The sequence below is a fragment of the Oleiagrimonas sp. C23AA genome, from assembly GCF_011759385.1.
Lineage (GTDB): Bacteria > Pseudomonadota > Gammaproteobacteria > Xanthomonadales > Rhodanobacteraceae > Oleiagrimonas.
Window position 1 is genome coordinate 290,816 of the sequence record NZ_JAARLY010000004.1, and the last position, 25,007, is coordinate 315,822.

General features: G+C 65.2%; 28 protein-coding genes and 1 tRNA gene. 14 read left to right on the forward strand and 15 right to left on the reverse strand.

From position 1 onward, the window contains the following. Nucleotides 1-94: 94 nt before the first annotated feature. The 5 genes from HBF24_RS09145 to HBF24_RS09165 all read left to right on the forward strand — a co-directional run bounded on the left by HBF24_RS09145 (nucleotide 95) and on the right by HBF24_RS09165 (nucleotide 7,731). Nucleotides 95-2,584, forward strand: coding sequence for a DNA topoisomerase I (locus HBF24_RS09145; protein ID WP_167172131.1), 2,490 nt, complete (start codon nucleotides 95-97; stop codon nucleotides 2,582-2,584). A gap of 11 nt (nucleotides 2,585-2,595) precedes the next feature. Then, nucleotides 2,596-3,153, forward strand: coding sequence for a Sua5/YciO/YrdC/YwlC family protein (locus HBF24_RS09150; RefSeq protein ID WP_167172133.1), 558 nt, complete (start codon nucleotides 2,596-2,598; stop codon nucleotides 3,151-3,153). A gap of 86 nt (nucleotides 3,154-3,239) precedes the next feature. Beyond that, a complete protein-coding gene (locus HBF24_RS09155; RefSeq protein ID WP_167172136.1) occupies nucleotides 3,240-4,613 on the forward strand; it encodes an AMP-binding protein in 1,374 nt (457 codons plus the stop codon). 91 nt (nucleotides 4,614-4,704) lie between these two features. Next, nucleotides 4,705-5,988 (forward strand): phosphoribosylamine--glycine ligase, encoded by a 1,284-nt coding sequence (gene purD, locus HBF24_RS09160; protein ID WP_167172139.1) that lies wholly within the window; start codon nucleotides 4,705-4,707, stop codon nucleotides 5,986-5,988. A 63-nt stretch (nucleotides 5,989-6,051) separates the two neighbouring features. After that, nucleotides 6,052-7,731 carry an MFS transporter gene (locus HBF24_RS09165; RefSeq protein WP_167172142.1) on the forward strand — a complete coding sequence of 560 codons (1,680 nt, stop codon included), beginning with the start codon at nucleotides 6,052-6,054 and terminating at the stop codon, nucleotides 7,729-7,731. On the opposite strand, the gene HBF24_RS09170 is transcribed toward HBF24_RS09165, so the two are convergent. From HBF24_RS09170 to HBF24_RS09195, 6 genes are all read right to left on the reverse strand, one after another. After that, entirely contained in the window at nucleotides 7,702-8,577 is an 876-nt protein-coding gene (locus HBF24_RS09170; protein ID WP_167172145.1) for a cobalamin biosynthesis protein, read from the reverse strand. The genes HBF24_RS09165 and HBF24_RS09170 overlap by 30 nt on opposite strands. 63 nt (nucleotides 8,578-8,640) lie before the next feature. Further along, on the reverse strand, nucleotides 8,641-8,931 hold the full coding sequence (locus tag HBF24_RS09175; protein WP_167172147.1) for a YrhK family protein: 291 nt from the start codon (nucleotides 8,929-8,931) through the stop codon (nucleotides 8,641-8,643). Between the two features lie 54 nt (nucleotides 8,932-8,985). Further along, a complete protein-coding gene (gene nudC, locus HBF24_RS09180) occupies nucleotides 8,986-9,942 on the reverse strand; it encodes an NAD(+) diphosphatase (RefSeq protein ID WP_343162736.1) in 957 nt (318 codons plus the stop codon). 1 nt (nucleotide 9,943) lies between these two features. Continuing rightward, a complete protein-coding gene (erpA, locus tag HBF24_RS09185) occupies nucleotides 9,944-10,312 on the reverse strand; it encodes an iron-sulfur cluster insertion protein ErpA (protein ID WP_167172150.1) in 369 nt (122 codons plus the stop codon). 79 nt (nucleotides 10,313-10,391) lie between these two features. Then, nucleotides 10,392-10,859, reverse strand: coding sequence for a polymer-forming cytoskeletal protein (locus tag HBF24_RS09190; protein ID WP_167172153.1), 468 nt, complete (start codon nucleotides 10,857-10,859; stop codon nucleotides 10,392-10,394). Further along, nucleotides 10,837-11,583: a DUF6776 family protein gene (locus HBF24_RS09195; protein ID WP_167172156.1), complete on the reverse strand. Its 747-nt coding sequence runs from the start codon at nucleotides 11,581-11,583 to the stop codon at nucleotides 10,837-10,839. The genes HBF24_RS09190 and HBF24_RS09195 overlap by 23 nt, the downstream gene beginning before the upstream one ends. Before the next feature lie 188 nt (nucleotides 11,584-11,771). Here HBF24_RS09195 and HBF24_RS09200 point away from each other — a divergent pair, with 188 nt between their 5' ends. Beyond that, nucleotides 11,772-12,203: a CopD family protein gene (locus HBF24_RS09200; protein WP_167172158.1), complete on the forward strand. Its 432-nt coding sequence runs from the start codon at nucleotides 11,772-11,774 to the stop codon at nucleotides 12,201-12,203. Nucleotides 12,204-12,277: 74 nt separating this feature from the next. Here HBF24_RS09200 and bfr read toward each other — a convergent pair whose 3' ends face one another. The 3 genes from bfr to HBF24_RS09215 all read right to left on the reverse strand — a co-directional run bounded on the left by bfr (nucleotide 12,278) and on the right by HBF24_RS09215 (nucleotide 13,724). Then, complete coding sequence (gene bfr, locus HBF24_RS09205) at nucleotides 12,278-12,760, reverse strand: bacterioferritin (RefSeq protein ID WP_167172161.1); 483 nt, start codon at nucleotides 12,758-12,760, stop codon at nucleotides 12,278-12,280. A 127-nt stretch (nucleotides 12,761-12,887) separates the two neighbouring features. Beyond that, entirely contained in the window at nucleotides 12,888-13,088 is a 201-nt protein-coding gene (locus HBF24_RS09210) for a (2Fe-2S)-binding protein (RefSeq protein ID WP_167172163.1), read from the reverse strand. Nucleotides 13,089-13,187: 99 nt separating this feature from the next. Continuing rightward, complete coding sequence (locus tag HBF24_RS09215) at nucleotides 13,188-13,724, reverse strand: RNA pyrophosphohydrolase (RefSeq protein WP_167172165.1); 537 nt, start codon at nucleotides 13,722-13,724, stop codon at nucleotides 13,188-13,190. Between the two features lie 211 nt (nucleotides 13,725-13,935). Between HBF24_RS09215 and HBF24_RS09220 the strand changes: the two genes are divergently transcribed. After that, nucleotides 13,936-14,012 (forward strand) — tRNA-Met (locus tag HBF24_RS09220). A gap of 98 nt (nucleotides 14,013-14,110) precedes the next feature. Here HBF24_RS09220 and HBF24_RS09225 read toward each other — a convergent pair. The 6 genes from HBF24_RS09225 to HBF24_RS09250 form a co-directional block, all read right to left on the reverse strand. Continuing rightward, entirely contained in the window at nucleotides 14,111-14,419 is a 309-nt protein-coding gene (locus HBF24_RS09225) for a cytochrome C oxidase subunit IV family protein (RefSeq protein WP_167172168.1), read from the reverse strand. After that, nucleotides 14,419-15,039 carry a cytochrome (ubi)quinol oxidase subunit III gene (locus tag HBF24_RS09230; RefSeq protein ID WP_167172171.1) on the reverse strand — a complete coding sequence of 207 codons (621 nt, stop codon included), beginning with the start codon at nucleotides 15,037-15,039 and terminating at the stop codon, nucleotides 14,419-14,421. The genes HBF24_RS09225 and HBF24_RS09230 overlap by 1 nt, the downstream gene beginning before the upstream one ends. Then, nucleotides 15,036-17,102 carry a cbb3-type cytochrome c oxidase subunit I gene (locus HBF24_RS09235; protein WP_167172174.1) on the reverse strand — a complete coding sequence of 689 codons (2,067 nt, stop codon included), beginning with the start codon at nucleotides 17,100-17,102 and terminating at the stop codon, nucleotides 15,036-15,038. The genes HBF24_RS09230 and HBF24_RS09235 overlap by 4 nt, the downstream gene beginning before the upstream one ends. Beyond that, complete coding sequence (locus HBF24_RS09240; RefSeq protein ID WP_206064251.1) at nucleotides 17,099-18,055, reverse strand: COX aromatic rich motif-containing protein; 957 nt, start codon at nucleotides 18,053-18,055, stop codon at nucleotides 17,099-17,101. Before HBF24_RS09240 ends, HBF24_RS09235 begins: the two co-directional genes overlap by 4 nt. Nucleotides 18,056-18,426: 371 nt before the next feature. Then, nucleotides 18,427-20,598, reverse strand: coding sequence for a TonB-dependent copper receptor (locus HBF24_RS09245; RefSeq protein ID WP_167172176.1), 2,172 nt, complete (start codon nucleotides 20,596-20,598; stop codon nucleotides 18,427-18,429). Between the two features lie 93 nt (nucleotides 20,599-20,691). After that, nucleotides 20,692-21,030 (reverse strand): DUF2946 family protein, encoded by a 339-nt coding sequence (locus HBF24_RS09250; RefSeq protein WP_167172178.1) that lies wholly within the window; start codon nucleotides 21,028-21,030, stop codon nucleotides 20,692-20,694. A 190-nt stretch (nucleotides 21,031-21,220) separates the two neighbouring features. On the opposite strand from HBF24_RS09250, the gene queD reads away from it, so the two are divergent. The 7 genes from queD to HBF24_RS09285 all read left to right on the forward strand — a co-directional run bounded on the left by queD (nucleotide 21,221) and on the right by HBF24_RS09285 (nucleotide 25,006). Then, a complete protein-coding gene (queD, locus tag HBF24_RS09255; RefSeq protein ID WP_167172181.1) occupies nucleotides 21,221-21,580 on the forward strand; it encodes a 6-carboxytetrahydropterin synthase QueD in 360 nt (119 codons plus the stop codon). A 158-nt stretch (nucleotides 21,581-21,738) separates the two neighbouring features. After that, a complete protein-coding gene (locus tag HBF24_RS09260) occupies nucleotides 21,739-22,095 on the forward strand; it encodes a phasin family protein (RefSeq protein ID WP_167172184.1) in 357 nt (118 codons plus the stop codon). A gap of 283 nt (nucleotides 22,096-22,378) precedes the next feature. Next, nucleotides 22,379-22,747, forward strand: a complete 369-nt coding sequence (locus HBF24_RS09265) for an ATP synthase subunit I (RefSeq protein WP_167172186.1) — start codon at nucleotides 22,379-22,381, stop codon at nucleotides 22,745-22,747. Nucleotides 22,748-22,759: 12 nt separating this feature from the next. Next, nucleotides 22,760-23,554 carry a F0F1 ATP synthase subunit A gene (atpB, locus tag HBF24_RS09270; RefSeq protein ID WP_167172189.1) on the forward strand — a complete coding sequence of 265 codons (795 nt, stop codon included), beginning with the start codon at nucleotides 22,760-22,762 and terminating at the stop codon, nucleotides 23,552-23,554. A gap of 67 nt (nucleotides 23,555-23,621) precedes the next feature. Further along, nucleotides 23,622-23,903, forward strand: a complete 282-nt coding sequence (gene atpE / locus HBF24_RS09275; RefSeq protein ID WP_167172192.1) for a F0F1 ATP synthase subunit C — start codon at nucleotides 23,622-23,624, stop codon at nucleotides 23,901-23,903. A gap of 95 nt (nucleotides 23,904-23,998) precedes the next feature. Then, nucleotides 23,999-24,472 carry a F0F1 ATP synthase subunit B gene (locus tag HBF24_RS09280; protein WP_167172195.1) on the forward strand — a complete coding sequence of 158 codons (474 nt, stop codon included), beginning with the start codon at nucleotides 23,999-24,001 and terminating at the stop codon, nucleotides 24,470-24,472. A gap of 3 nt (nucleotides 24,473-24,475) precedes the next feature. Beyond that, nucleotides 24,476-25,006: a F0F1 ATP synthase subunit delta gene (locus HBF24_RS09285; RefSeq protein WP_167172198.1), complete on the forward strand. Its 531-nt coding sequence runs from the start codon at nucleotides 24,476-24,478 to the stop codon at nucleotides 25,004-25,006. The last annotated feature ends 1 nt before the right edge of the window (nucleotide 25,007 follow it).

Sequence of the window (25,007 nt, forward strand, 5' to 3'; positions counted from 1 at the left end):
CCTCGACGGGGCTGTGTTCCCACTTATATATGCACGTACGCGGGAGCCGCCCGCGCGCGCCACTCACGTATTCATTTTCCGGATTCACCCCCGCATGGCGAAAAACCTGCTCATCGTCGAGTCGCCGGCCAAGGCCAAGACGATCAACAAATATCTAGGCAGCGACTTTCAGGTGCTGGCCTCGTACGGCCACGTGCGCGACCTGGTGCCCAAGGAGGGCGCGGTCGACACCGAGCACGATTTCGCCATGAACTACCAGGTCATCGAGCGCAACCAGAAGCACGTCGATGCCATCGCCAAGGCGGCCAAGCCGGCCGATGCCATCTATCTGGCCACCGACTTGGATCGCGAGGGCGAGGCCATTTCCTGGCACATCAGCGAGATTCTCAAGCAGAAGGGGCTGACCGAAGGCAAGCACATGCATCGGGTGGTGTTCTCCGAGATCACGCCCAAGGCGATCAAGGCCGCCGTCGAGCATCCGCGCCAGCTCTCGCACGACATGGTCGACGCGCAGCAGGCGCGCCGTGCGCTGGATTACCTGGTCGGCTTCAACCTGTCGCCGGTGCTGTGGCGCAAGGTGCAGCGCGGACTGTCCGCCGGTCGCGTGCAGAGCCCGGCGCTGCGCATGATCGTCGAGCGCGAGGAGGAAATCGAAGCCTTCAATGCGCGCGAATACTGGACCGTCGAGGCCGATCTGTCGCACGACAATATCGGCTTCCGCGCCAAGCTCACGCGTCTTGATGGCAAGAAGTTCGAGCAGTTCGACCTGACCGACGAAGCCACCGCCATGGCCGCGCGCCAGGCGCTGCTCAAGGCGGCCAATGGCTCGCTGACCGTCGATGAGGTCAGCAGCCGCGAACGCAAGCGCCGCCCGGCGGCGCCGTTTACCACCTCCACCCTGCAGCAGGAGGCCTCGCGCAAGCTGGGCTTTTCGGCCAGCCGCACCATGCGCGTGGCGCAGGGTCTGTACGAAGGCGTGGCGCTGGGCTCGGAAGGCAACGTGGGCCTGATCACCTACATGCGTACCGACGCCACCGCGCTGTCCGACGATGCTGTCGGCGAGCTGCGCGCGCTGATCGAGCAGGACTTTGGCGCCCGCGCGCTGCCCGAGTCGGTGCAGGTGTATCGCACCAAGTCCAAGAATGCGCAGGAAGCGCATGAGGCGATCCGCCCAACCTCGGCCATGCGCCGTCCCAAGGAGGTGGCCAGTTACTTGAGCGATGACCAGCGCAAGCTCTACGAGCTGATCTGGAAGCGCACCGTGGCCTGCCAGATGATCCACGCCACGCTGAACACCGTCTCGGTGGAGTTTCCGGTCGGCGATTCCTCGTTCCGCGCCACTGGCACCACCGTGGTCGATCCGGGCTTTCTGGCCGTCTACGAGGAAGGTCAGGACGCCAAGAACAAGGACGAGGACGACGAAAAGCGCCGCCTGCCGCGCCTGGCCAAGGGCGATGTGGTGCCGCTGGCCGATATCTTCGCCGACCAGCACTTCACCGAGCCGCCGCCGCGCTATTCCGAAGCCAGCCTGGTCAAGGCGCTGGAAGAATTTGGCATTGGCCGTCCGTCCACCTACGCCTCGATCATCCAGGTGCTGCTCAACCGCGAGTACGTCTGGCTGGACAGCCGCCGCTTCAAGCCGACCGACGTCGGCCGCGCCGTCAGCAAGTTCCTGACCCAGCACTTCACCCAGTACGTGGACTACGACTTCACCGCGCGCCTGGAAGACGACCTGGATGCGGTCAGCCGTGGCGAGCAGGCCTGGGTGCCGCTGATGCAGCGCTTCTGGCAGCCGTTCAAGGGCCAGGTCGAAGAAAAGATGGAAACGGTCGACCGCAGCGAGGCCACCGGCGCGCGCGAGCTGGGCGCCGACCCGAAATCGGGCAAGCCGGTGTCGGTGCGTCTGGGCCGTTACGGGCCGTTCGCGCAGATCGGCACCAAGGACGATGAGGAAAAGCCGCAGTTCGCGTCCTTGCGTCCGGGCCAGAGCATGCACACGCTGACCCTGGAGGAGGCGCTGGAGCTGTTCAAGCTGCCGCGCAAGCTGGGCGTCAGCGAGGATGGCGAAGACATCACCGTCGGCATCGGCCGCTTCGGACCGTTCGTCAAACAGGGCTCGACCTATGCCTCGCTGGGCAAGGAAGACGATCCGTACACCATCGAGCTGGAGCGCGCCAAGACGCTGATGCACGAGAAACTGGAACTGCTGCGCAACCGCGTGATCCAGGATTTCGACAACGGCATCCAGGTGCTCAACGGCCGTTACGGGCCGTACATCACCGATGGCGACAAGAACGCGCGCATTCCCAAGGACAAGGAGCCCAAGGCCCTGACCGAGGCCGAATGCCGCGAGTTGCTGGCCGCCGCGCCAGCGCGCAAGGGTCGCGCCACCAAGAAGGCCGCGGCGAAGAAGGCGCCGGCCAAGAAAGCCGCAGCCAAGAAAACGGCCACGAAGAAAACCGCCACCAAGAAGACGGCCGCCAAGAAAGCCGCGACCAAAAAGACCGCGACGAAGAAGGCGGCCACCAAGAAAACGCCGGCCAGCAACGCTGCGCCGGCTCCCGACAACGATCCGCCGTTCTGAGCCTGGCCACCATGGATAACGCACTCGTAGCCGCTGCCGACGCCCTGCGTCGCGGCGGCGTCATCGCCTATCCCACCGAAGCGGTGTATGGCTTTGGTTGCGATCCGGCCAACCAGGCCGCTTTCGAGGCGCTGTTTGCGCTCAAGCAGCGTCCGCCCACACAGGGCGTGTTGTTGATCGGCGCCGATTTTTCACACGTTGAGCCCTATATCGACATGCAGCGGGTCGATGCGCAGGTGCTCGAACGCGTGCAGGCCACCTGGCCCGGCCCGCAAACCTGGATTTTCCCGCGGGCCGCCAGCGTGCCGTCCTGGGTCGCCGGAGCGCATGAAGGCATCGCGCTCAGGGTCACCGCGCATCCGGTAGCCGCCGCTTTGTGCCGGGCCTTCGGTGGCGCCATCGTCTCGACCAGCGCCAACCGTCACGGTGAGCCACCCTCACGCCAGGCAGGCCCGGTGCGTGAGGCTTTCGGCAGCGGCTTGGCCGCGGTAGTCGAAGGTGCGTGCGGTGGCCGTGAACGCCCGACGCCGATCCACGATGCGCTTACTGGCGCTATCATCCGATCCTAGGGGATCGATGAGGCGGCACCGTTGACGTGGCGTGAACACGCCCGTTGCGAGCATGCACGCATCACGTAGGGGAGCTTTTTAAGCGCATGGCTAAAGTGTATGAATCGCCGCAACAGACCGCGGCCCTGAAGTCATTGCCGCTGCTAGAGGCCAGTGACAGCGCGCGGACCGTGGCCTGGCATCGCGGCCAGGCGGTCAGCGCCGCGCGCTTCCTGGCACATGTCGAGGCCGTCGCCGCACAGCTACCCGAGGCACGCCACGCGGTTAATCTCTGCGCCGATCGCTACGCGTTCCTGGTCGCCTTCTGCGCCATCCTCAGGGCCGGTCAGACCAACCTGCTGCCACCCTCGCGCGCGCCTCAGGCCGTCGATGAGGTGATGGCGGCGCATCCGGGCAGCTACGCGCTGGGCGAGGCCACGCTGGAGCCGGCGCCTTCCGGCTACGTGCATCTGCCGGAACTGGCCGATCCGCCCGAGGCGATGCGTCCGGTGGCCGTACCGATGATCGACGCCGCGCACGTGGCCGCCATCGGGTATACCTCCGGCTCCACCGGTCGCCCCAAACCCAACATCAAGACCTGGGGAAGTTTCCACGCCAGCAACCGCGGCAACCTGGCACCGCTGGGCGCAGCGGTGCAGGGTGACTTCCATATGGTGGCGACCGTGCCCCCGCAGCATATGTACGGCATGGAAACCTCGGTGTTGCTGCCGTTGCTGGGGCCGGCCTCGGTGCATGCCGAGCGCCCGTTCTTTCCCGCCGACGTGGCCCGCGCGCTGGCCGAGGTGCCGGCGCCGCGCGTGCTGGTTATCACGCCGGTGCATCTGCGTGCGCTGGTGCAGGCCGATGTCGAACTGCCACCGTTGGCGGCCATGGTCTCGGCCACAGCGCCGATGCCGGTGGAACTGGCGGCTCAGGCCGAAGCGATGTTCGGTGCACCGCTGGTGGAGATGTTCGGTTCCACCGAAACCTGCGTGTTCGCCAGCCGTCGCGCGGCGCTGGGCGAGGACTGGGCGATGTATCCGGGTGTGCGCCTGCATCCGCAGCCCGATGGCACCCTGATCGAGGCACCGCAGCTGGCCGAGCCGATGGTGCTGGCCGATCTGGTCGAACTGCGTGGTGAGGGTCATTTTCGCCTGTGTGGCCGCAACACCGATCTGCTGGAGATTGCCGGCAAGCGCGCCTCGCTGGCCGACCTCAATCGTCGTCTGCTGGCCATTCCGGGCGTCGAGGATGGCCTGGTGCTGCAGCTGGATGGCGCCGATCCCATGGGCGTGCGCCGCATCGCGGCACTGGTGGTGGCGCCCGAGCTGACTGAAGCCCAGGTGATGGCCGCCCTGCGCCGGGCCATGGACCCGGTATTCCTGCCGCGTCCCTTGCGCCGGGTGCCGTCGCTGCCACGCAACGAAACCGGCAAGCTGCCGCGCCAGCAGGCGCTGGCCTTGCTCAAACGCATGCTCTGATGGCTTGCGCCCGCGCGCCTCGATTCGCTCCGCGGCGTCAGCTGCGGCATCATGTGCGCCCCTCACCCTTGTGAAGTGAATCGGAGCGGCTATGAAGGTGCTGGTCATTGGCGGTGGCGGGCGTGAACACGCGCTGGCCTGGAAACTCAAGCAGTCGACGCAGGTGACCGAGGTGCTGGTGGCGCCGGGCAATGCCGGTACCGCCCGTGAGCCGGGGCTGCGCAACGTGCCGGTGTCCGCCACCGATATCGATGGCCTGCTCAATCTGGCCCAGGATGAAGGCGTGGAGCTCACCGTGGTCGGGCCCGAGGCGCCGCTGGTGGCCGGCGTGGTCGATCGTTTCCGCAAGGCAGGATTGCGCTGCTTCGGCCCCCGCGCCATCGCCGCTCAGCTGGAAGGCTCCAAGTCATTCTCCAAGGATTTCCTGCAGCGTCACAACATTCCCACCGCGCGCTACGCCGTGTTCACTGATCTGGAGCCTGCACTGGCCTACGTGCACACGCATGGCGCGCCGATCGTGATCAAGGCCGACGGCCTGGCCGCCGGCAAGGGCGTGGTGGTGGCGCTGACGCTGGCCGATGCCGAGCAGGCGCTGCGCGACATGCTGGGGGCCAAGGCGTTTGGCGATGCCTCCTCGCGAGTGGTGATCGAGGAATTTCTGGAAGGCGAGGAAGCCAGCTACATCGTCATCAGCGATGGCCATCGCGCGTTGCCGATGGCCTCCAGTCAGGACCACAAACGCCGTGACGAGGGTGATCTGGGTCCCAACACCGGCGGCATGGGGGCTTATTCGCCAGCGCCGGTGGTCACGCCCGAGGTCGAGCAGCGCATCCTGAAGGAGGTGATCGAGCCGACCCTGGCCGGCATGGCCGCCGAGGGCGCGCCCTTCATCGGTTTTCTCTATGCCGGGCTGATGATCGACAAGAGCGGCGCGCCCAAGGTGATTGAATTCAACGTGCGCTTTGGCGATCCGGAAACCCAACCGATCATGTTGCGCCTGAAGTCCGATCTGGTGGAGCTGATCGAGGCGGCGCTGGATGGCCGACTCGATCGCGTGCAGGCCAAATGGGATCCGCGCCCGTCCATTGGCGTGGTCATGGCCGCGGGGGGCTATCCGGGCAAGGTGCGCAGCGGTGATGTCATCAAGGGTCTGGATGCCGAGCAGCCAGACGGCGTGAAGGTATTCCAGGCGGGCACCAAGCTCGATGAGGCCGGTCGTACCGTCACCGCCGGTGGTCGCGTGCTGGCGGTGTGCGCGCTGGGCGATTCCCTGCAGGAAGCGCGCGATCGCGCCTATACGGCGGCCGAAACCGTGCACTTTGATGGCGCCTATCTGCGCCGCGATATCGCCCATCGTGCGCTGCATCGCGCCTAGGGCTTCCGCCATGGCAGCACGCGTGTCACCGTGGGCAATCCGTGCGCTGCCGATGCCCCCTGCATGAGCCAGTTCCGCCTGCTTGCCACGCGCCGTTTTGCGCCGTTTTTCGTCACGCAGGCGCTGGGTGCGTTCAACGACAACGCCTTTCGCTACGCCATGATCGGTATGGCGACCTTCCAGATGGCGCTGTCGCAGGGCGCGTTGGCCACCTACACCAATGCCGCACTGGCGCTGTTCATTGCGCCGTTCTTCCTGTTCTCGGCCAGCGCGGGGCAGATTGCCGAGCGCTTCGAGAAGGCGCGTCTGGTGCGGCTGGTGAAGCTGCTGGAGATCGCGGCCATGGCGCTGGCGGCGGTGGGTTTTTATCTGCACTCGCTGGGCCTGCTGCTGGCGGTGCTGGCGCTGATGGGGCTGCATTCGACCCTGTTCGGCCCGATCAAGTACGCGATCCTGCCGCAGGTACTGGCCGAGGACGAGCTGGTCGGCGGCAACGGGCTGGTCGAGACCGGCACCTCGCTGTCGATCCTGATCGGCTCGGTGGCCGGCAACACGCTGATCGCGGTGCCACGCATCGGGCCGCTGCTGGCTTCGGCGGCGGTGCTGGGCGTGGCGCTGGCCGGCTATCTGGCCAGCCGTGGTATGCCGCCGGCGCCGGCTACCGCACCGAATTTGCGCTTCAATCCCAATCCGTTGTCGGAAACCTGGCGTGTGCTGCGCTACACGCTGGGTCACCGCGGTGTCTGCGTGCCGGTGCTGGGTATCTCCTGGTTCTGGTTTGTCGGCGCCACGCTGACCACGCAACTGCCGCTATACACACGCGTGTATCTGGGCGGCAGCGAAAGCGTGCTGACGCTGGCGCTGACGTTGTTCTCCATTGGCGTGGGTGTAGGTTCGCTGCTGTGCGAGCGGGCCTCCGGACGGCGCCTGGAGCCGGGGCTGGTGCCGCTGGGCGCGTTGGGCCTCACCCTGGCCGGCGTGGATCTGTACCTGGCGCGGCCCCATGCGGCGCTGCATGGTCATCTGGGCTGGCTGGCCTTTCTGGCCGAGCCCGGCGCCTGGCGTATCGCGGTTGATCTCAGTCTGATGGGGACGGCGGCCGGCTTCTACATCGTGCCGCTGTTTGCCATGTTGCAGGCGCGCGCCGAGCGCAGCCATCTGTCCCGGGTGATTGCCGGCACCAACATCGTCAACGCCTTGTTCATGGTGCTGGCGGCTGCCTTTGGTCTGGCGATGCTGCACGCCGGTGTCAGTGTACCGGCACTGTTTCTGGCGGTAGCGCTGGGTAACGCGCTGGTGTCGGTGACGCTGTTCGCCGCGCAGCGTGAATTTGTTCTGCGTGCGCTGACCTGGCTGGGTTTTCGTTGGCGCGAGCCGTTGCGCAGCGAGGGTCTGGAGAGCTTGCCGATGCATGGCGCCTTGCTGCTGGTGGGCGAGGCGATGGATGCGGCGGACGTGTGCCGCGCGCTGGCACTGATGCCACGGCCGGTGCGCCCGGCCTGCCAGCAGCCGCGTGGCGCGCTGCTTGGCCTGGCCGGCGCCGTCGATACCTGCGGCCGATCAGCGAGCCAGCGCATCACGACGGTGCTGGCGCGCGGTGAGGCCGTCTTGCTGGCCGATGCCGACCTGACCGCAGCCTTGTGTGCAACCACACCCTGCTGGCGAGTGCAGGTGAACCGCGAAGACGGCGCATGGCAGCTGCGTGTGCGCCGTCTAGATGATCCAGTCGGCCAGCACCAGTAACGCGGTCACTGCCAGCCACACCATCAGCACGCGGGTCAGCAGGTGGCGTGTGTCGGTCAGTTCGCCAGCCGGATCGCTGGTGTCCTCGGCATAGCCGTCACCGGCCTCGACATCGGCATCCACGCCGGCGCGGGCCACCGCCCCCAGAAAGCCGGCTTCGAACGGCCGCGCGGCACGGCCGGGTTCACGGTGCCAGGCGCGCCAGGCCTGCACCACGGCATCGAAATCCGAGACCAGCGCCATGGCGAACACCATCAGGTGCGAGGGCAGCCAGTCCAGCACTTCCAGCGTGCGCCGGGCTGCCGCGCGCGTGGCCGCGTCCAGCCGCGTGGCCGGCTGCCCCGCGGCCAGCAACTGCACCAGGCGATAGCCGATGGCCCCGGTGGGTCCGGCCAGCAGGAACCAGAACAGCACGCCAAAGCGTCGCCACAGCGCCGAGACCACCGTTGCCTCCACCCAGGCTGGTGCCAGCATCGGTAGCGGCTCATCGTCGATGCCCGGGCGCAAGGCCTGCGCGGCATCGTGCCGGCTGGCGGCATCCGGCGCGGCCAGCACGGCATCGATATCTGCCTCCAGCTCGCGCGGACCAAAGCTGTAGGCCAGCACGGCGGCGGCAAATACCACCCACAGCACGGCCAGATACGGCGTGCGCGAGAGGATGAAGGCAATCAGCGCACAGGCGGCCAGGGGCGGCAACACGCATACCAGCACACGCGCCGCACCGCTGCTGTCGGAAAGATGCCCGACCCATTGATCGAACCACTCCAGACGGCGCCACTTGGGCAGGTGCGGCACCATGGACAGCAGCAACAGCACGATGACGACGACAAACAGGCGCAGTGCCATATCAGAATTCCCCTTGCGATGGCCTGATTGTACGCAAAGCGTGGCCAGGCCCGGAAACGCCGCTCACAGATCCATGCGTTCGCCCGGAAAGCGCTTCAGGTGCAGGTGATGGGCCAGCCGGATCAGCGGTCGAATCAACAACTGCGCACTGCCGACGATGAAAAGCCAGGTGCCAAAGGTCTGCCAGTGGTCGGACAGGAACATGATCGAGCCGATCAGGAACCACACGCCGATGCATACATCGTTGAGGATGCTCAGCACCTGGTAGCGGCGGCGCACGACCAGCTCATCATGACCGAAGGTGAAGGTCAGGCTGTGGCTGGCCGGATCGTGTTTGGTCTGCGGGGCGCTCATGGGGCCTCCTTGGCGAGTCGGGTCAAGCGCAGCAGCGCACGCGAGTGCGGGCGATCAGTCGGCGCTGGCGGCGCGCAGCACCCGTTGCAAAAGTGCCTCGCCACCGCGAAGAGCCAGCCAGTCCTCGATCAGGCGCCTGGATACCGACACCCCGAAGGGCAGCTTCAAGGTGCCCGCCTCGACGCCCTCGGCAATGGCCTGCGGCGTGAACCAGCGCGCGTCTTCCAGTTCGCCATCGCGCAAGGCGATATCACGCGAGGTGGCCTCGGCATTGAAGCCCAGCATCAGCGAGGCCGGGAACGGCCAGGGTTGCGAGGAATGATAGCTGCACTGACTGACCCGTACGCCCGACTCTTCGTGCACCTCGCGGCGCACGGCATCTTCCAGCGCCTCGCCGGGTTCGACAAAGCCGGCCAGGGTGGAATAGCGCCCGGTGGGCCAGGTGGGCTGACGGCCCAGCAGGCAGGCGCCGTCGTGCTCGACAATGACGATGATCGCCGGGTCGGTCCGCGGAAACTGCAGGTGGCCGCAGCGTGTGCACTGCGCGCGATGGCCGGCCGAGACCAGCGTCAGCGGTGCGCCGCAGCGCGTGCAAAAACGCGTTACCGCCTGCCAGTGCGCCAGTGCGCGGGCGTAGGCAAACAGGCCCGCCTCGAATGGGGTGAGTGTCAGCCCTGCTTCTCGCAGGCCCAGTGGTTCGGCATGCAGTGTGTTGGCCAGGGTGTCATCGGCCGGCAGCAGGAAGTAGGCGGTGCCATCGGCCAGGCCGAGCAGGCTGGGCGCAGCGTCGGGGCGCTGGCGCTCGTCCTGGTTCAGCCAGCGCGGCGCGGCGCGCCCGGCATTGGCCAGCAGGCGGCCCTCGCTGTCGATGGCCAGTACGCGGCTTTGCGGCTGCTGCCATTGCGCCTGCACCCACGCCGCGTCGTCACGCCGCTCGGCGGCGCGATCCAGGGCCAGATCGGTGAAGGCGTTGGCGCGGTAGCGCAAGGCGACTGAGCCGGGCCGGTCCACGTCAGATCGAGAACGACGAGCCGCAGCCGCAGGTGGTGCGTGCGTTCGGGTTGCGGATCACGAACTGCGCGCCGGTCAGGCTTTCGGCGTAGTCGATCTCGGCACCGCCCAGGTACTGCAGCGACAGCGGATCGACCAGCAGCGTGACGCCGTGCTTGTCCAGCGCGAAATCATCCTCGGCGCGGGCTTCGTCAAAGGTGAAGCCGTACTGGAAGCCCGAGCAGCCACCGCCGCTGATGTACACGCGCAGCTTGAGCTCGGGATTGCCCTCTTCGTCGATCAGCTCCTGCACTTTGCGCGCGGCAGCATCGGTGAACTCCAGCGGTGCGCCGCTGCTGCGGTAATCGGGCATGTCGAGGGAAACTTCCATGGCGTCAACGCTTGTGCGGAGCGCAAAGGCTCCGTCTTGATGTGGGGACCACCATTAGATGATGGCGGGTGCCCCAGGTTCAAGCCTCGTGCGCCAGCTCGGCTTCTTCCGCCGGCACATTGACCGCCTGTGGAGCCGAAAGCTGCCGCGGTGTTTCCGTCTCGTGCACCATGCGACCGTTGATCTGGGCACCGGCGGCCATTTCCAGCACACGATAATGCACATCGCCTTCGATGCGGGCTTCGGCGGCCAGTTCCAGGCGATCGTAGACGTGGATGTCGCCCTTTACATGGCCGTTGATTACCGCGCGCGGTACCCGGATCTCGCCGATGACACGGCCGTGCTCGCTCAGCGTGAAGGTGCCCTCAGTGCCCGCTTCGGCGCGTACCGCGCCTTCCACGCAGCCATCCAGATGCAGGGTGCCGGCAAAGTGCACATCACCACAGACGCGCGCCCCCTGCGCCACCAGGCTGGTGTCGGCACAGGCCCGCGCCGAGTGGGACGGCCCAGCCGCCGAGCGCTTGTCACCCTTGGTCTGATTCCACATCGTTGTTCTCCGCCTTGTTCAATGCATCGGCCCAGCTCACGGTCTGCTCGACCGCGCTGCCGTGGCGCGGCTGCACACTCACCTTCAGGCGGTTGGGTGTGAAGCCGGCCGGCAGCATCAGGGTGCCGTGAAGCTGCTGAAAATACTTGAACGAAAAGCTCAGATCCGGCGATTGGCCGTTCCCGGTCAGGGACTTTTCGTCCAGTGTGGTCAGCTTGCCATGGTCGATGCCCTCGACCGTCAGCATGACTTTGCCGTCCACCTGTCCGCCCTTGCGTGCGTTGCGCGTCAGCGTCAGGCCCAGGTTCCAGGCGCGCTGGGCACCGGTGACCGGCGCCAGCGTCACGCGCTGCAGGTGCACGCCATCGCGCTGCGCGCCGCCGACCAGTCGCGAATAGAACGCCAGATCCGCGCGCAGGCCGTTGACCTGCTCATCGCGGTCGGACAACGCCGATTGCAGGTGCTTCATCGATACTTGGTCCACGGTGCGCGCCTGGCGCAGATCGGCCAGCTGCTGCTTCAGCGTCTCGTTCTGTGCCCGCAGCTGGCGCTGGCCATGACCGACCACGGGCAGGCTGCTGTCACCGCTGGCCAACCATGCCGTCAGCAGTGCCACCAGTATCAGGCTGAGCAGCCACGCGGCGATCCACGTGCCGCGACGCATCCGCGAGGGCGGTGCATCGGCAGGGCGAACCACGAAGCGGGGCGGTGGCTGAATAGGCATGCTGGCACCGGTCAATGAGCAGCCCATCTAGCCAAAGCCCGGTGAAGCCGTCAAGAAAACGTGATGACGCGATGATGAACGGCGCGCTGCGGGCCGCTGCGTGGGCGGAGCCGGAGCGCCCGCCTATACTGGTCTGGCGCCTGCGCTGGTCGGCGTGCCCACTCCAGTTTCCCCAAGGACTCTTTCACATGCTCTGGCTGAAGGCCTTTCACGTCATTTTTGTGGTTACCTGGTTTGCCGGCCTGTTCTATTTGCCGCGACTGTTCATCTATCACGTGGAGGCCACCGAGCCAGCCTTGCGCGAGCGTTTCAAGGTGATGGAAAAGCGCCTGCTGGCGATCACCCACATCGGCGGCGGCCTGGCGGTCGCCTTTGGCATCGCGCTGGTGGTGTGGTGGATGCGTCATGCGCCGACCTATCTGAGCCACGCCGGCTGGTTCCACGCCAAGCTGGCGCTGGTGCTGGCGCTGATCGCCTATCACTTCAGCCTGGTGCGCATTGCCGGGCAGCTCAAACGCGAGACGTGTCGCTGGACCAGTCGCGGCCTGCGTCTCTATAACGAGCTGCCGGCACTGCTGCTGATAGCCATTGTCATCCTGGTGATCGTCAAGCCGTTCTGAACTTGCTCCAGGCATAAAAAAGCGCCGGCAGCCCTCAAGGCGCCGGCGCTTTTTTAGTTTGAGCCGTGTCTGGCTCAGCTGGCGCTGGTAGCGCCGACCTTGCCCTGTAGATACAGCGGCTCGCCCAGCTTGGCGATCAGGTCGAGCTGGGTTTCCAGCCAGTCGATGTGTTCTTCTTCCGAGCACAGGATCTTTTCGAACAGCTCGCGGCTGACGTAATCAGAAACCTGCTCGCAGTGCGCGACGGCTTCACGCAGCAGCGGCACGGCGGTGTGCTCGAGCTTCAGATCGCATTCGAGCGCTTCCTTCGGGCTCTCGCCGATCAGCAACTTGCCCAGGTGCTGCAGGTTGGGCAGGCCTTCCAGGAACAGGATGCGCTCGACCAGCCAATCGGCGTGCTTCATCTCGTCGATCGACTCGTGGTACTCGTGATCGGCCAGCGCCATATAGCCCCAGTTCTTGTACATGCGGGCGTGCAGGAAATACTGATTGATCGCGGTCAGCTCGTTGTAGAGCGCCTTGTTCAGAAATTCGATGACCTTGGCGTCGCCTTTCATCGGCCTCTCCTTGAAATCTTTTGCGGGCAGGGTGCGTCAAGTCTGAGCATGACTATACCGCCCTGGCGCCGGCCGTGACGAAACGCAAATGGGGATGAATCGTGACACGCGCCGAAGGGCGCGGCGATCAGGCGGCGGCGATCAGGCGCGCGGGTGCGCGGATCTGCACGATGGCTTCTTTCAGCGTCTGGCGCGCTTCCATCTCGCAGTTACCGCAGCAATCGGAGCAGCCGGTGCGCTGCTGCAAATCGGCAAACGAGTGCACGCCCTGCTCGGCGTGGCGGCGAATGTCGTGATCGGTGACGGCGTTACAGATGCACACGTACATGAGGCAGGTACCCTCTGGGACGTGCGCATTCAAACGCAAATGCGAATGATTGTCAATGATTGCCGCATGACGTTTCGGCTTGCGGCAGCAGGCATCCGGTCAGGCCGCAGCGAACCCTCGTGCCGGCCCTGGCCCACGTGGCCGCTCGATGTGCACACGGCACGTACGTTCGACCAAGGGCGCGAACTGGCGCAAGGCCCGTTCATACACCTGCCGCTTGAACGAGACCACATGATCGGCCGGATACCAGAAATCGACCCAGCGCCAGGAGTCGAACTCCGGCTTGTCGGCCGCGTCCAGGCGCAGGTGATCCTCCTCGCCGGTGAAACGAAGCAGGAACCACACCTGCTTCTGGCCGATGCACATGGGCCGCTGGTGTCGGCGCAGGTACCGGTGCGGCAGGCGATAGCGCAGCCAACCGGGAGTGGTGGCGAGTACCTCCACATGCCCCTGCCCGAGGCCGGTTTCCTCTTCCAGCTCGCGATACATGGCCTCGATGGGCGTTTCATCCGAGCGCATGCCGCCCTGGGGAAACTGCCAGCCATCACGACTGACGCGACGGGCCCAGAACAGCCGGCCATCGGCGTTCAGCAGTACAATGCCCACATTGGGACGATAACCATCGGCGTCGATCATGCCGGCCTCCTCGTCCGAGCCTTTGGGTGACCACCGCGTGCCTGCCGCCAGGGTTGGCGGGTGTGCCCGCGATGGACCGTTGGTTCGATTCAACCACAGGGGTCGAGCCCGGGCAAGGCAAACACCCCTTGAACCTTTTCCGCTGGCCGACTACACTTTCGCGCCCCTGAGTTGTTGCGCGACCAGCCTTGCAGCAACCGGTACCCAACGTGGCTAGGTAGCTCAGCTGGTTAGAGCGCGGCACTCATAATGCTGAGGTCGGCGGTTCGAGCCCGCCTCTAGCCACCACTAAAGCGATCCGGCAGCGTCTTCGCGCCGGTGAACACAAAAAAACCGCACCCTTTAACGGGCGCGGTTTTTTTGTGTCGCAGGTGGGTGTTTGAGCGCTACACCATCCGCGAGTGCAGGTTGAACAGCACCACCAGGGTGCCGCCGACCATCAGCAGCACGATCAGGGTCGAGAACAGCAGCAGGTTCAGATCATCGCGGTGCGAACTGCGGCCGATGTGCAGGAAATATTTGAAGTGGGCGACCACCTGGGTCAATCCCAGGATGAAGATCAGCGTCAGCGCCCATACCGGCGACAGCAGGTGCCAGGCGACCACGGCGAACGGGATCGCTGTCAGCAGCAGGGCCCAACCCAGCCCGGTGGCGTACTTGCGCAGCTCTTTGCGGTATTCGGCGTGGTTTTCCATTACAGCAACCCCTGCAGGTAGACCACCGAGAAGATGCCCACCCAGATGATGTCCAGAAAGTGCCAGAACAGGCCCAGCCGCATGATCCGCGTCTTGACCTGATCGCTCAGGCCAAACACGCCCAGCTGGATCAGCATGATGATGGTCCATACGCAGCCCGAGGCCACGTGCAGGCCATGCGTGGAGACCAGGGCGAAGAACGCCGACAGAAAGCCGCTGCGATGCGGTACGGCTCCCTTGCCGGCCATGGAGTGGAAGTCGTGCAGCTCAAAGCCCAGGAAGGTCATGCCCAGCAGCAGCGTGACGATCAGCCAGCCGACCAGGTGCCGTAGCCGTTCGGGGCGGTACTTCATCGACAGCGAGGCCATGCCGAAGGTGAAGCTGGACACCAGCAGCAGCACGGTCTCGATGAAGGCGCTTTTCAGCTCGAACGATTGATGCGTGCCCGGGCCGCCGGCGGTGTTGTGCATCATCACGCCGTAGGTGGCAAACAGCAGCGCGAAGATCACCGCGTCGCTCATCATGAACACCCAGAAGCCGAATAGCGGACTCTCCGCCTGCTGGTGGGTGTCGCGGTCCTTGTTCTTAAGGTTTATCCCGGCGTGTTTTTGCTCGCTCACGGTGCCACCTCCGCCAGGCCCTGATTGGTGGGGTCGGTTTCGTGGTCGCGCGACACCGGCTGGGCGGCAGCCACCTTGTCCAGCCACGCCTTGTGCTGGTCACGCAGCTGGTCGGCGCTGATGGTGTGATGGGTATGGGTAATGAAGCTGCGTGCGATTACCGCACCCCACACCACCACCAGTCCCAGGATGGCCATCCACCAGATATGCCAGACCAGGCCAAAGGCGCCGACAAAGCCGGCCGCGCCCATCACCACCGCGGTGGCGCTGTTGTTGGGCATCTGGATGTCCTCGTAGGCGTCCTTGTCGGGCAGCACATAGGCGCTACCGTGTTCTTTCATCCACATGAACTGATCGCGGTCGTGCACCTTGGGCACGGTATAGAAATTCATCTCCGGTGCCGGACATGGCGACCACCACTCCAGGCTGCGCGCATCCCACGGGTCACCCAGTGGCACGCGCGTGCGCTTGTGCTGCCACAGGCTGACCAGCAACTGCGCGATCAGCGCGAACAGGCCCAGGCCCAGAATTACCGCGCCCACTTCGGCCACATACATGTAAGGCGCAAAGGCCGGGTTGTATATTTCCTGCGCGCGTCGCGGCATGCCCTGGATGCCGGTGAAGTACAGCGGGAAGAAGGCCAACACGAAGCCGATGCCGAAACACCAGGCGCTGAGCTTGCCCAGGGCCTCGTTGAGACGGAAACCAAAGGCCTTGGGAAACCAGAAGTTGTAGCCGGCCAGCATGCCGAACAGCGTGCCGGGGATCAGCATGTTGTGGAAATGCGCCACCAGGAAGGTGGTGTTGTGCAGCTGGAAGTCCACCGGCGGCGTGGCCAGGATGATCCCGGTCAGCCCGCCAATCACAAACAGCACCATGAACAGCACCGAGTACAGCATCGGCGTGGTCAGGCGCACACGGCCGCGGTACATGGTCAGCATCCAGTCGTAGATTTTCACGCCCGTGGGGATGCCGATCAGCATGGTGGCAATGCCAAAGAACGCGTTGACGCCGGCGCTCTGGCCCATGGTGAAAAAGTGATGCAGCCACACCGTGAATGACAGCACCGCGATGACCATGGTGGCGATCACCAGTGACTTGTAACCGTACAGGCGCTTGCTGGAGAAGGTGGCGAACACCTCGGAGAACACGCCGAACGAAGGCAGGATCAGGATGTACACCTCCGGATGGCCAAACAGCCAGAACAGGTTGGCGTAATTCATCATGTCGCCGCCCATGCCGTTGGTGAAGAAATGGAAGTCGGCGTAGCGGTCCAGAGCCAGCATCAGCGTGCACACGGTCAGCGGCGGCATCGCGAAGATCATCAGGATGCTGGTGCACAGCGAGGTCCAGGTGAACAGCGGCAGCTTGAAAAAGCTCATGCCGGGCGCGCGTTCCTTGTAGATGGTCACGGCGAAATTCAAGCCCGTCAGCGTGGTGCCGATCGAACTTAAGGTCAGCGCCCAGATCCAGTAGTCGGGGCCGACCGACGGCATGGTGTGCAGCTCGGTGTAGGGCGGATAGCCGCTCCAGCCGCCGGTGGAGAATTTGCCGATCACCAGCGAGATCAGGATCATGCCGGCGCCGGCCACAGTCATCCACAGGCTGATCGCGTTGAGTAGCGGAAAGCGCACGTCGCGCGCGCCAATCTGCTGCGGCATCACCACGTTGATCAGGCCGGTCAGGAACGGCATGGCCATGAAGAAGATCATGATCGTGCCGTGGGTGGAGAACAGCTGGCCAAAATGCTCCGGCGGCAGGTAACCGGGGTTATTGATGGCCATGGCCTGCTGCGTGCGCATCATGATGCCTTCGATCACGCCGCGCGAGAGCATCACCAGCGCCAGCATCACGTACATGATGCCGATCTTCTTGTGGTCCAGGCTGGTCAGCCACTCCTTCCAGATGTAGCGCCACTTGCCCAAGTAGGTGATCAGTGCGATGGCGGCCAGCGCGCCGAACACTTCGGCACCGGCGCCGATGGTGGCGATGGGGCTGTAGAACGGCAGCGAGTTGTAGTTGAGCTCGCCAAAGAAGAAATGCCAGAGCGGGCTTGCGTTCATGCGTGCGATCCGTTCGCTGCGGCACCGCAGGCCGGAGCCGGGTGCAGGACATATTTGTGGATCACCCAGGAGAACAGGCCCGGGGTGACACTGCGGTAAAAGCGGGGCTTGTCGACATTGCTGGGGCGCGCCAGCTGCTTATAGGTGGGACAGTCCAGCGACTGGCCGCTGGCCCTGACCTTGTCGATCCAGCTTTCAAATGACGCCGGCGCCATGGCGATGGTGCGAAACTTCTGCTTCTGGAAACCAAAGCCGTTGTACTGCGTGTTCTCGCCGCGGAAGTTGCCCGGTTGGTCAGCCTGCAGCCATTGCTGGGTCTTCATGCCGGCCATGGCGTAGATCTGCCCGGCCAGGCGCGGAATCAGCAGCGACAGCATCACCGTGTCCGAGGTCATCTCAAGATGCACCGGGCGTCCGGTGGGAATCACCAGCTGGTTGACACTGGCCACGTGCTGGTCCGGATAAATGAACAGCCATTTCCAGTCCAGGCCGATCACCTGCACGGTCAGCGGCTTCTGATTCGATGGCAGTGGCCGGTAAGGGTCGAGCTTGTGCGAGTTGATCCACACCATCACGCCGAGCACCGCCACAATCAGGATCGGCACGCCCCAGGCCAGGATTTCCAGCGTCCAGGAGAATGTCCACTTGGGCTTGTAGGCGGCGTTGTTGTTCTTGCCTCGACGATAGCGCCACAGCAGCCAGGGCGTGCCAACCAGCACCGGCACCACCACGATCAGGGTGAGGGCGATCACCTCGAAAAACAGCGTGCGCTCGTCGTGGGCAACGCGCCCGTGCGGGTGCAGAAACCCGTGTTCCAGACTGCAGCCGGAAAGCAGCGCCATCACCGCCGGCGGCAGCAGGCGTGCAAGGCGCCCGAGCGGGGCGACTCGTGAGCGTGCCGTGCGTTTGAAGCCGTTGGTGGACCTGCGCATTGAGGGGGGGGATCGATGCATGCTCGTTGACACCGCTGGCGGCCCATGGGCGGGCCGTTGAGCCGATCGCAAGCCCGTTTGCCGCGTTGGCGCTCCTGGCGGGGCGTCGCACGATGACCGCATCGGGCTGCGATTCCACATCGGACCGGCCCGGTGCTACCGGGAGCAAAAGGGTCCGCGAAACCGTCTGCCTTCCTTGCCGGCGGCATCAGGTCGCTAACGCGAGCCTTGTGGCGTCGCTGGTCGGCATGCCGGAAAGCCTGAACGATGCTAGGCGCGGCCCCGCGAATTTCGCGTGTACACACCCCTTTGCCAGCGCCACGTGACCTACACGACCACGCGCATGAACGCTGCCGATCCGCGATGGAAAGCGGACCGGCAGCGGATCAATTTTAAAAGTGCAGGTTGGCGCGCAGCCAGGCGGTGCGGCCGGGCTCGTTGATGCGCGTGGCATCGCTGCCCACGTAGCCGGCCAGTGCCACCGGTGCGGCGTTGACGTGCTCGGCGTAGGTTTTGTCCAGCACATTGTCGATGCCGGCCGCCAGCTGCCAGCGCGCATCGAGCTTCACCGTAGCGTTGAGGCCGAGCACGCCATAGCCGGCCGATGGCCCCAGATCGGCGCCGACAATGGTGCCCTCGCCCACTGCGTCGCGATGCTGGGCGCTGGCCACGGTCCAGGTGGCATGCACCTGCCAGGTGCCTTGGCGGTAGCCAAGCTCGCTTTTCAGCTTCAGCGGCGGCATTTGCGGCAGCGGGCGGTGTTCGCTGTCGTTGCGGCCCCAGGCGTAACTGAGTGCGCTTTCGAGCGACCAGTGCGCGCCTTGCCAATCGAGGCCGGCCTCGCCACCGGCGATGCGGGCATCCACGTTGCTGGCGTAGGCGCCACTCATGCCGGCCGCTGGAAAGTGCAGCACGATGTAGTCATCGACTCGGCCGGCGTAGGCCGAGACCCAGGCCTTGAAGCGCTCACCTTGCCAGCGTGCGCCGATATCCAGCTGTGTGGTGCGCTCGGGGCGCAGCGTCAGGAAATCACTGACGTGGCTGTCGGCATGATCGCCAAGCAGCTCCCAGTAGTCCGGCTCGCGCTCGCTGTGGCCGAGGCCGGCGTAGAAATGCACCGGCATATCGTTCGCGTCGGTTTCATAGCGCAGAAAGCCGGCGCGCAGCAGGTCGTGACGGGTCTGTGCCACCGTGCCTGTCGTCGGCATGCTCATGTCCATGTCGCCGGCCATGCTGGTGCCCATACCGGCCATGCCGCCGCTGCCATCGTCCATGCTCATGGCCTGAAGCTGGTAGGCACGCATCTGCGCGCGATCGGCGCGGATACCGCCGACCAGGCGCTGGCTCTCGTCCAGCTGCCAGGTCGCCTGCGCGAACAGGCCGGCGTCGGCGATGCGTGCATCACGCGCCAGTGGCAGGTCGTGGTAATCGCTCATGCTGCCGCGCGGGCCGCCGCTGCGATGGTGGTGGGTATCGGTATGAGCGTCGCCGCCGAGGATGATCGACCAGTCGCTGGAAGGCGTCAGCGTGGCGGCCAGGCGGCCACCGAAAGAGCGTCGGGTCAGGTTGGCGGCCATCGCCATCGGCATCATGCTGCTGGGGTCCGGTTCGCGCAGCGTGTAGTTGTCCATGATGTGGTTGGCACGGTTGTCGTAAAGCGATAGCTCCAGCTTTGACCACCACGGCGCAAGGTGCGTGCGGCTGGCCTCCAGCGACAGCGTGTCGCGCTTGAACTGCACCCCGTCCATGCTGGCGAAAGCATAGGCGGCGCGCCCATTGCCGCGCCCGGCTGACAACGCCACGCGGGTGTCGGCATCCGGTGTCCAGCCGGCGGTGAGCTGCGCGTTCCAGTGCATGTAGGCCGAGCGCACGCGCTGACCGCGGCCGTCATCGTAATCATCGGCGCGGTCGCGGCTGGCGCTCGCTTGCAAATAGCCGTGGGCATCGCCGGCGGTCAGGTTGAGATTGGCTGCACGGTGGTCGTTGCTGCCCACGGTGAGGCTGGCGTCGCCTTTCATGGTGGCTTGGGTCAGGTCGGGCTTGTCGCGCTCAAAGCGCACGATGCCGGCCGAATGGCCCGCGCCGTAGATCACGCTTTCCGGACCCTTGATCACGACGACCTTGCTATACAGCGCCGGCGAGATATAGGCCGTGGGCGGATCCATGCGTGAGGGGCACGTGCCGCCGATGCGGCCGTCATCGGAAAGGATGCCCAGGCGCGATCCGCCCATGCCGCGCAGGCTGGGGTCGCCGTTGGTGCCGCCCTTGCGCACCACGTCAAAGCCCGGCAGGCGTCGCAGTACGTCGGCGCCGTCGCTGGCAGGCGGCTGGTCGGGAGGGTTGGTTGCCGTGGCCGTGACCAGCGGGCCATCGGTGCGCAAGGCGGTGACGTGGACCGTCTCCAGCGTTTGGCCGTCGGGTGCGTGGCGGTGCGGCGTGTCCGCCAGCGCGGGGGTGCAAGGCAGTGCGGCGGTCAGCGCCAGCGTCAGGGCGGTTCGTGAGGTCAACAGGGCGGCGGCGCGCGCAGGGGTGCGCGCCGCGCCGAAGTGGCAACGGTGATTCATCAAATGGGTTCCGCTTGAATGTCGTGACAGGCGCCCGCCATCGCGTCACCAGATGGTGGCGCGGTAGTGGGGGCGGGCAAGTTCGAATTCGAATCAGGCGGCGCGCGGCGGTGCGCGTGCGCGTGGTTCAAGCGGGCGCGCGGCCTGGCGCTGGCCCAGAGTGCGTGGCGTCACCCATGGCGGCGGCGCCAGCGCCCGCAAAACAGGCAGCTTCGCCGCTTGCAGTGACAGCGGGCTGTGTCCCAGGAGCGAGCAATAGCCGCAGCAATCCAGGCCCAGCGCGTGGTTGGGCGGCGGCGCCTGCCCGCACCAGGCGGTGGGCAGCTGTGCCGGCGAAAGCAGTCGCGACACCACCGGCGCACAGACCAGCAGTGCCATCGCCAGGAAGGCGGCACCGCGAATCAGGCGCAGGTTTCGGGGAAGGCGACGCATCGCGGGGCGGAGCGGGCGGCTGCAACTGGGGTGGCAAAGCCTGTCACGCGACGCGCGCGCTGTACTTGCGGCACAGCGCCGCATGGGCGCCAGGTGCTGCGCCGCCGCATGCGCCATCGCGCTGATATACTTGCACGTTTCCCACTTTCAGCAGGGTGCCCGCGACGCGGTCGCCTTCAGGATGTCCAGCATGGAAATCTTCAAGATCTTCCACATCGAAGCCGCTCACCGCCTGCCCAATGTGCCCGAGGGTCACAAGTGTGCGCGCCTGCACGGGCATTCGTTCCGCGTCGAGCTGTACGTGGCCGGCGAGCCGGACGCGCATACCGGTTGGGTGATGGACTACGCCGAGATCAAGGCCGCGTTCAAGCCGATCTACGAGCAGCTGGACCATCACTATCTCAATGAGATCGAGGGGCTGGAAAACCCCACCAGCGAGAATCTGGCGCGCTGGATTTTCGAGCGCACCCGTCAGCAGTTGCCGGCCTTGTCGAAAGTGGTGGTGCATGAGACCTGCACCGCCGGCGCCGCCTACGCCCGCCCGCTCTGACGCACCGCGCAAGTGGCGCCCTATGGCGGGCGCCAATCATCACAAAGGTGACTGATTCCGTAACCAAAATACGCCTCGCCTAAATTTTGTTGCAACGCACAAAATGTGCTGCTAGGCTTTGCCCTACCCCATCACCTTCAGTGCGGAGGCACGCAGGTATGAATACTCAGGCTTTTGGTTACGCGCGTCAGTTCACGGACAACGCCTTCAAGGCGCAGGCCGCCCTGTTGAAGGGCTTCGAACAGATGGCCGCGCTCCAGCTCAAGACCTTCGAAGCGCAGGCCGAGCAGGCCGGTGAGTTCGCCAATGAGGCGTTTCAGGCTCACGACGCCAACAGTCTGCGCCAGCTTTGGGACAAGGGCAGCAAGCTGCATCGCGCCTACCTGGAGCAGAGCATCAGCGCCGGTCAGGACATGCTCGAGATTGCGCAGCAGACCGCGCAGGACGTCAGCGCCCTGGCCGTGCCGCCGGTGATCGCCGCGGCGCCGAAGAAGACGGCCAGCAAGGCGGCCTGATTCTCCTTACCCACATTTGCAGTTTTTTCGCGCCCATTCTCCTCCCCCTCGGGTGCGGCAAGGCCGGCCGGTTGCATGACCGCCGGCCTTTTTTCTTTTTCTTAAATCCATTCAGTTTGTTGCCGCTTTGTCGCGGCGCCGCGGCGACCCCAGCTTGAGGCGTGTTTCAGGCCGCCCTGATGGCTTGTCCCGCCGATCTTGCCGCTGATATAATTCTCCGACTCGACCGTGGCCGATCACTTTGACTGGCTGCGCCGTTGGCGCGACCGCACGGGAAGCCCGAGTGCTTAACAGTCTTGCTGCCGGACGTCGTCTAGCGCTGCGACTTTGTGTCGCACAGCTGCTTGTGGCGATGTTGGCGGGTCTCATTTTCCTGACGTTGGGACGGGGAGCAGCGCTCTCCGCCTTGGCGGGCGGGCTGCTGGTGGCGCTGGGCAATGCGCTGCTGGCCGCTCGTGTGTTTGCAGGAATGGGAGCTGGCGCGAGCCTGGCACGCTTCCTGGCTGGTATGCTTTTAAAGTGGGTAACCGTCTTGGGGGGACTGTTCCTGATCACTGTGCGCTGGCATCTTCCGCCGGCGCCTGCGATTGCGGGACTGGTTCTGGCCTTGGCGGTCAACCTGATCACGCTTAAGACATCAATAAAGCAATAGGGCGGAAAGCAGATGGCGAGTGCACCCGAAGGCGGACTCACCGAATACATCCAGCACCACCTGAACTTCTGGACGCTGAAAGACAGCGTGCTGGGTCCGGTGCACATCGACTCCTTGCTGGTGTCGGTGGCGTTGGGCGTGATCTTCTGCCTGTGGTTCTGGCTGAAGGCACGCAAGGCCACTTCCGGCGTGCCGAGCAAGGGCCAGGCCTTTGTCGAGATCGTGCTGGAGTTCGTCGACGGCCAGGTCAAGGACGTGTTCCATGGCGACCGTCGCTTCATCGGCCCGCTGGCGCTGAGCGTGTTCGTCTGGGTGTTCCTGATGAACCTGATGGACCTGCTGCCGGTGGACCTAATGCCGACCATCTTCGGTGCGGCCGGTGCCGGCCACTTCCGTGCCGTACCCACCGCCGATTTGAACCTCACCTTCGCGATGTCGCTGACGGTGCTGGTGCTGGTCATCTTCTACAGCTTCAAGGCCAAGGGCGCCGGCGGCTACATGAAAGAGCTGTTCACGGCGCCGTTTGGCCCGTGGCTGGCCCCGTTCAACCTGCTGCTGAATATTGTCGAGCTCGCCTCCAAGCCGGTCAGTTTGGCGATGCGACTTTTCGGCAACATGTACGCCGGCGAGCTGGTGTTCATGCTGATCGCCGGCCTGTTCAGCGCCGGCAGCTGGGCGCTGTTCGGCGCCGGTATCCTCGGCTACACGGTGTGGGGCATCTTCCACATCCTGATCATTTCCATTCAGGCCTTCATTTTCATGGTGTTGACGGTGGTCTACATCTCGATGGCCCACGATCACCACTGATCGAACCCGCTTTACCCTTCAACTTCAACAAACCAAAGCAAACAAAGCTTTTCTTTAGGAGAAAGTCATGGAGCACATCGCCGCCCTCATCGCTTCGGTCCAGGCCTCCACGGCGCTGGGCATTGGCCTCATCATCGGTCTGGGCGCTATCGGTGCCTGTATCGGTATCGGCATCATGGGTTCGAAGTTCCTTGAGTCGGCCGCCCGTCAGCCGGAGCTGGCTCCGATGCTGCAGGGCCGCATGTTCCTGCTGGCCGGCCTGATCGACGCCGCGTTCCTGATCGGCGTGGCGCTGGCCATGTACTTCGCGGTGGCCAACCCGCTGCTGTCGGCCCTGCACCAGGGCTGATCGGCCTGCAAGGTCGGACACCGATCCTTCGGCACGGATGCGGCAACCCCGGCATCCGTGCCTTCTAGCTTCACGCATGCACAGGTAGCGCAGCGATGCAATTCAATGCGAGCACCCTGATCGGCGAGGTCATCGCGTTTGCCCTGCTGATCATGTTCGCGGTCAAGTTCATTTGGCCGCACCTCACCACGGCGATCGAAGAGCGTCAGAAGAAAATTGCCGACGGCCTGGCCGCCGCCGAACGCGCGCGTGCCGAGCTGAAGGATGCCGACGCCCGCGTCGCCGACGAGATCAAGAACGCCCGTCAGCAGGCCGCCGAGATCATCGACAAGGCCCAGCAGCAGGCCGGCCAGATTCTGGACAAGGCCCGCGCCGACGCCGTGGCCGAGATCAACCGCCAGAAGGCCGCGGCCGAGGATGAAATTGCCTCCATGGCCCAGCGCGCCCGCGAACAGCTGCGCGAGCAGGTGGGCACGCTGGCGGTCAAGGGCGCCGAGAAGATCGTACAGCGCGAAGTGGACGCTTCCGTGCACAAGGCGCTGCTCGACCAGCTGGCCGCCGAGATTTAAGCGATGGAAGCGATCACTCTCGCCCGTCCCTACGCGCGCGCCGCTTTCGAGTTGGCGCGTTCGGCGTCCGCACTGGATGCATGGTCGCAGCAGCTGGCGTTTGCCGCCGGTGTGGCGCTCGACCCGAACGTGGCCGAGCTTCGCAACGATCCGCGCGCGGCTACCGCGCAGCTGGTCGCACTGCATCTGCCCGAAGGCGTGTCCGAGGACAGCCCGTTCGGCCACTTCCTGGGCGAACTGGCCGCACACGGCCGTCTTGGTCTGCTGGCCGACATCGCCGCCCAGTTCGATGCGCACAAGCGCGAGTCCGAGTCGGTGCTGAAGGTCCGCGTGACCAGCGCCATGGCCCTGGACGCTGCCCAGTGCGACACGCTCAAGGCGTCGCTGAAGCGCCGCTTCGATCGCGACATCGACCTGGACACCGTGGTCGACGAGGCGCTGCTGGCCGGCGTCATCATCGACACCGGCGACGAGGTGATCGATGGTTCCGCCCGTGGCCGCCTGGCGCAGCTCGCCACCGCCCTTACCCATTAAA